At 40.3% G+C, this 5,476-nt stretch carries 3 protein-coding genes, 2 tRNA genes and 1 pseudogene; 1 reads left to right on the top strand and 5 read right to left on the bottom strand.

The genetic code is table 11. From position 1 onward, the window contains the following. Positions 1–55: 55 nt before the first annotated feature. The 3 genes from Q0203_RS07995 to wecA all read right to left on the bottom strand — a co-directional run bounded on the left by Q0203_RS07995 (position 56) and on the right by wecA (position 1,479). A tRNA-His gene (locus Q0203_RS07995) sits at positions 56–131 on the bottom strand. 31 nt (positions 132–162) lie between these two features. Then, a tRNA-Arg gene (locus Q0203_RS07990) sits at positions 163–239 on the bottom strand. A gap of 166 nt (positions 240–405) precedes the next feature. After that, positions 406–1,479: a UDP-N-acetylglucosamine--undecaprenyl-phosphate N-acetylglucosaminephosphotransferase gene (gene wecA / locus Q0203_RS07985; RefSeq protein WP_032997900.1), complete on the bottom strand. Its 1,074-nt coding sequence runs from the start codon at positions 1,477–1,479 to the stop codon at positions 406–408. Positions 1,480–1,605: 126 nt separating this feature from the next. Here wecA and hemL point away from each other — a divergent pair, with 126 nt between their 5' ends. Then, a complete protein-coding gene (gene hemL / locus Q0203_RS07980) occupies positions 1,606–2,889 on the top strand; it encodes a glutamate-1-semialdehyde 2,1-aminomutase (protein ID WP_297931260.1) in 1,284 nt (427 codons plus the stop codon). Positions 2,890–3,025: 136 nt separating this feature from the next. On the opposite strand, the gene Q0203_RS07975 is transcribed toward hemL, so the two are convergent. Continuing rightward, complete coding sequence (locus Q0203_RS07975) at positions 3,026–4,945, bottom strand: BCCT family transporter (RefSeq protein WP_297931257.1); 1,920 nt, start codon at positions 4,943–4,945, stop codon at positions 3,026–3,028. 64 nt (positions 4,946–5,009) lie between these two features. Beyond that, positions 5,010–5,476 (bottom strand): annotated as a pseudogene (locus Q0203_RS07970) (BCCT family transporter); the annotation flags it as partial.

Raw genomic sequence — 5,476 nt, 5'->3', positions numbered from 1 at the left:
CCTACGACCCACTGGTCCCAAACCAGTTGCGCTACCAAACTGCGCTACTCGCCGATGGGGTGGCTAATGGGACTTGAACCCACGACAACCGGAATCACAATCCGGGGCTCTACCAACTGAGCTATAGCCACCATATTTAATGAGTTGAACTCGCATGACCTTTGGCGCGCTCGACAGGATTTGAACCTGCGACCTTTGGCTCCGGAGGCCAACGCTCTATCCAACTGAGCTACGAGCGCTAGAAGCGTCGTTGCGGGGCGTATATTAAAAGTTTAAAAAGTGCTTGTCTAGTTTTTTTTTATAAAAATTTATCATCAGCTATTTTTTTAGCCAAAATGAATATAATTTATAAAATTTCTGGTTATTTTTTATTTAACTCTAACTTTTTAGTGAAAAATTTAACTTCTATTTAGTTTTAGCGCGTTTAGCCGCACGACGTTTCATTCGACGTATCCAGCGAGTAATCTTCCAAGCTTTCGTAATAGAATAAGAATAAAGGAAGAAGAGAATAATGAATGCGATAAACATGATCCATTCATTAATATAGTAAATTTCCCCTAAAATCCCAAAGCAGGCGCACAATGCAGCGACAAAGGTAATTAACAAAAACGCCTGACGGGAAGTTAAACCTGCACGTACCATCAAATGATGGACATGCAAGCGGTCCGGACGGAATGGGCTTTTCCCTTTTCTTAAACGACGATAAATAATCGCCACCATATCCACCAACGGAATAGCAATCACCCAAAGTGCGGTCACCGGATTCATCGGATGACCTTTGCCTTGCGTACTTAACAACAGAATCCAAATAATCGTAAAACCGATCAACGTACTGCCGGCATCACCCATAAAGACTTTAAATTTCGGTCCCAACGGAATCCCCAGATTCATCATTAAATAAGGAATCGTTGCAATAATTAAGCCAAAACTCCAATAAGCCAAATCCATTTGACCATCGCGATACATCAAAATACCGATCGCAGCGAAAGAAACACAAGACAAACCGCCCAGTAAACCGTCAATACCATCGATCATATTAAAAGCATTAATAATGCCGATGGTCGCCAACACGGTAATAATCAAGCCGATAGATCCTAACGTGAGCTGGAATGGCCCTAAAATTTGCCCTAAATGATCGAGGTAAACATTCCCCATATCGATCATGAGAATGGCTAAAAATGCCTGAACGCCTGCGCGCAAGAAAGGGCTAATGTCATAACGGTCATCAATAATGCCCATTAATAGCAAGACTAAAATACTGAATAAATAAAGATAAGGTAAACGCGTTTGATCCCACTGCATGAGATAAAAACAAAGATTCCCCATAAACAATGAAATGCCGCCAATTAACGGAATTGCGCCTTGATGGCGTTTACGATAGTTAGGTTTATCCACCAAACCGATTTTAATAGCAACGGGGCGCATCACAAGTAAAGTTAAAAGTGCCCCAAGAAATGTAACAAATAACGTCAATAACATAGGTTTTCCCATGAAAATAAAATGCGCAAAGGATATCACAAAGGCAAAAGGCTACATAAATATTTTTACTCACCTTCCTTTTTTTCAGTACAATAAAGCACTTTTTTGTATATAAGGATAAAAACGATGGCAAATTCAACCGCACTTTTCTCCCGCGCTCAGCATGTTATTCCAGGCGGCGTTAATTCACCGGTTCGTGCTTTTAACGGTGTCGGCGGCACACCGGTCTTTATTGAAAAAGCGCAAGGCGCTTATATTTATGACACAGACGGTAAACAATATATAGACTACGTAGGGTCTTGGGGCCCAATGATTTTAGGACACAATCACCCCACTATTTTAAATGCCGTGATGAAAACCGCACAAAACGGCTTGAGTTTCGGCGCACCGACACCGTTGGAAATCGAACTTGCCGAATTAGTGTGTGAGCTTATCCCTTCAATTGAAATGGTCAGAATGGTGAGCTCCGGTACCGAAGCTACGATGTCAGCCATTCGCTTAGCCCGTGGCTATACAAATCGAGATAAAATCATCAAATTCGAAGGTTGTTATCATGGTCATGCGGATTCCTTATTAGTCAAAGCCGGTTCCGGTGCATTAACATTGGGGCAACCTAACTCACCGGGCGTGCCGGCAGATTTTGCCAAACACACGCTCACCTGTACCTATAACGACATTGACTCTGTCAAACAAGCCTTCGAGCAATATCCTGACGACATCGCTTGCGTGATTGTCGAACCGGTTGCGGGCAACATGAACTGTGTTCCACCAAAAAATGATTTTCTGCAAGGGTTACGTAAACTTTGCGATCAATACGGCGCCGTATTCATCATTGATGAAGTAATGACCGGTTTCCGTGTGGCGCTTGGCGGTGCACAACGTTACTACAATGTCACACCGGATTTAACCTGTTTAGGCAAGGTAATCGGCGGTGGTATGCCGGTAGGCGCCTTTGGCGGCAAGAAAGAAATTATGAAACACATTGCCCCAACCGGCCCGGTTTACCAAGCAGGCACCTTATCCGGCAACCCGATAGCGATGGCAGCCGGTATCGCTTGCTTAACAGAATTGAAAAAAGCCGGTAATGAGCAAAAACTGGCGCAACAAACGGAAAAATTAGCAAAAGGCTTGCAACAGCTTGCCGATAAACATCAAGTGCCGTTTACCGTCAATTATGTCGGCGGTATGTTCGGCATTTTCTTTACTGATAAAAAAGAAGTGACTTGTTATCAGGACGTGATGACGTGCGATACCGAAAAATTTAAACGCTTTTTCCACAAAATGTTGGATTTAGGCGTTTATCTGGCGCCATCTGCATTTGAGGCAGGCTTTATGTCTCTTGCGCATTCTGATGAAGACATCGACCGCACGCTAGCGGCAGCAGATATTGCTTTTGCTGAATTGGCATAATTCATAAAACGCAAAGTGCGGTCAGATTTAAAAACGTTTTTAAATCTGACCGCACTTTAGTCTTATTATTCAGCCAGTTCTGTTTGCTCATCAGACATTAACTCTCGTCCATCATGCTGAACTTATGAGAAAGGAATTATGAAATAACAAAATCCAGTTCTTTCATGTATCGCTCATAACATTGCAAGATGTCCACGATCAAATCCTCTTCCTTTGTGATATTCAAAGGATAGCCTTCCAATTGCATATTTGTTGAAACCATTAATGCATGATGAACTTGTGCTGTTTCAGATACAGCCTTCTCAAACAAGGTAATTTGGTAAAAAAAATCTTCTGCTAGTCCATTTTCAATAAAAAGAACCAGTTGATTATTATCACGACCAAAATGTTGCTGTAAGGTCACATTTAAACCATAGGTACCAATGAGTAACTGGCGTAACTCTCTCATTGCTAAAAGTGAAGTTGTTTTTAAATGGAAAATGGCGTCATCTTGCTTCGATTCAATCATTAACTGTCTTAAACGGCTACGCCAGTTTGCACCTGTCCACAAATCTGAAACCTCTGTGGAATAATATTGACGTTCAAATCGTAAACCTTTTAACAAACTCCATGCTATCACTGACATCAACAGAGCAAAAGGTAAAGAGAAAAACAACATCGTTGATTGGAGTATTTCAATGCCACCAAAAAGATAAAGAACAAACGTAACCGCTGACAATAATCCACCCCAAAACATAGATTGCCAACGAGGTGAAACCTGGCTTTTGTCTTCAATCGCGATGTTATTAAGCGTATAAATACCAAAGTTAATGGTGACGATAAAAAAGAGCGTGATAATAAATAAAGCTAACATTTTAGTTAAGCCGGAATAGGGTAAATAACTCAAAAAATCAAAAAGAAGTGATCCTACATTATTTACAGCTTGACCTAATGCCCCCTTAGCAAGATGCTCATTCACCCAAATTGCTCCATTACCAAATACCGTGAACCACAAAACGAAGAATAAACTTGGTACCATCAATACGCCGAAAATAAACTCCCGCAAAGTTCGTCCGCGAGAAATCCGTGCGATAAAAATCCCAAAACCGGGCGCCCACGAAAACCACCATGCCCAGTAAAAAACTGTCCAATCCATAAACCAGTCTAGATGTTCTACATCATAGGCATAAGCCTTGAAGCCGACTCTAATTAAACCGCTTAAGTAGGTACCTATATTTTCCGTAAAAGCAGAAATTAAATATATTGTCGGACCAAATAGCAAAACCAATAGCATAAAGAGAAAGGTAACGCCTAGATTTAGCTCACTAAGAATACGGAAGCCGTTGGCAATACCCTGCAGTGAAATTAAGATAGCAATGATAAAAACACTCACTAAAATAAGGGGAACCAAATAGGGTGAGTTATCCAATAAATGCATTGAATGGAATGCGGCAGCCAACCGAATCGCACTGTAACCTAAGGTTGCGACTACACCAAATAAGGTGGTACAAATCCCAAGAATATCAATGATATCCCCTACTTTTCCATTAATCTTTTCTTTCAGTAAGGGATAAAAACAAGAGCGTAAAGAAAAGGGTAATTTATAGCGAAATCCAAAGTAAGCAATCGTAAGTGCAATTAATCCATAAATAGCCCAAGCACTGATACTCCAATGAAAAATACTAAAAAATAATGCCGTTCGAACTTTCTCATATTCACCTATTGGTGAAAGAAAATGTGAAAGCGGTTCAGCAACGCCAAGGAAAACAATGCCAATACCAATTCCAGAGGTAAAGAGTAATGCAATCCAAGAGCTTAATTTAAACTCTGGCTCCTCCTCATCGCTCCCCAGCTTAATATCGCCATACCGCCCTAATGCCAAGAAGAGTAAAAAGAATAGAAAAAATGCACTCAGTAAAATATAAAACCAGCTAAACTGAGAGAAAATAAATGCTTTCGCCACAGCAAGATAAGATATCGTTTGCTGCGTATCAAATAAAAGGGCTGCAATAATCGCTAAACTAAAACCTAAACTGCCCCAAATAACATTTGCTTTGAAAGTATTTCGTATCTTCATATCTGTTTTAAAACAAAAAGTGCGGTTAAAAATTTAGAGGATTTTCAACCGCACTTTATTCTTATTATTCAGCCAGTTCTGTTTGCTCGTGTGCCATCAATTCTTGGCCAACGTCATCTAGCAAACTTAAATAGCGTTCATAATGTTTCAACATATCAGCAATCAATTCATCTTGATCCATATATTGCACATCATAACCCACTCGACCATCAAAGAAATAGGTGTATGGTTCATAGGTCATACTATGTTGAATATGTGGCAAATTATCATCATTGATTAGTTGAGTGGATACTTCTCGCCCCACAGATTTAACGCCATACATAAAATCACGCATCGATTCTTTTTGAATGACCAATTCCACTGCAGGCTCATCTTGTTCAAATAACGTGTTAATTTGTACACTCAATTCATATTTACCAATTAATTCTTGGCGTAGCTCACGCATAGCCGGTAATACCGTATGTTTAAGGAAGCGTAAAATATCTTTTTCTTGCGTTTGGTTCATCATTTGTTCCAAACGTTCTTTCCACT

Origin of the sequence: uncultured Aggregatibacter sp., assembly GCF_938046485.1 — a bacterium.
Taxonomy (GTDB): Bacteria; Pseudomonadota; Gammaproteobacteria; order Enterobacterales; family Pasteurellaceae; genus Aggregatibacter.
This window is presented reverse-complemented; position numbering and strand designations above follow the sequence as displayed.

Excerpts from the sequence above, each read along its gene's own strand:
- wecA (WP_032997900.1), bottom strand. The coding sequence starts at position 1,479 with ATGTTATTGACGTTATTTGTTACATTTCTTGGGGCACTTTTAACTTTA.
- hemL (WP_297931260.1), top strand. The coding sequence starts at position 1,606 with ATGGCAAATTCAACCGCACTTTTCTCCCGCGCTCAGCATGTTATTCCA.
- Q0203_RS07975 (WP_297931257.1), bottom strand. The coding sequence starts at position 4,945 with ATGAAGATACGAAATACTTTCAAAGCAAATGTTATTTGGGGCAGTTTA.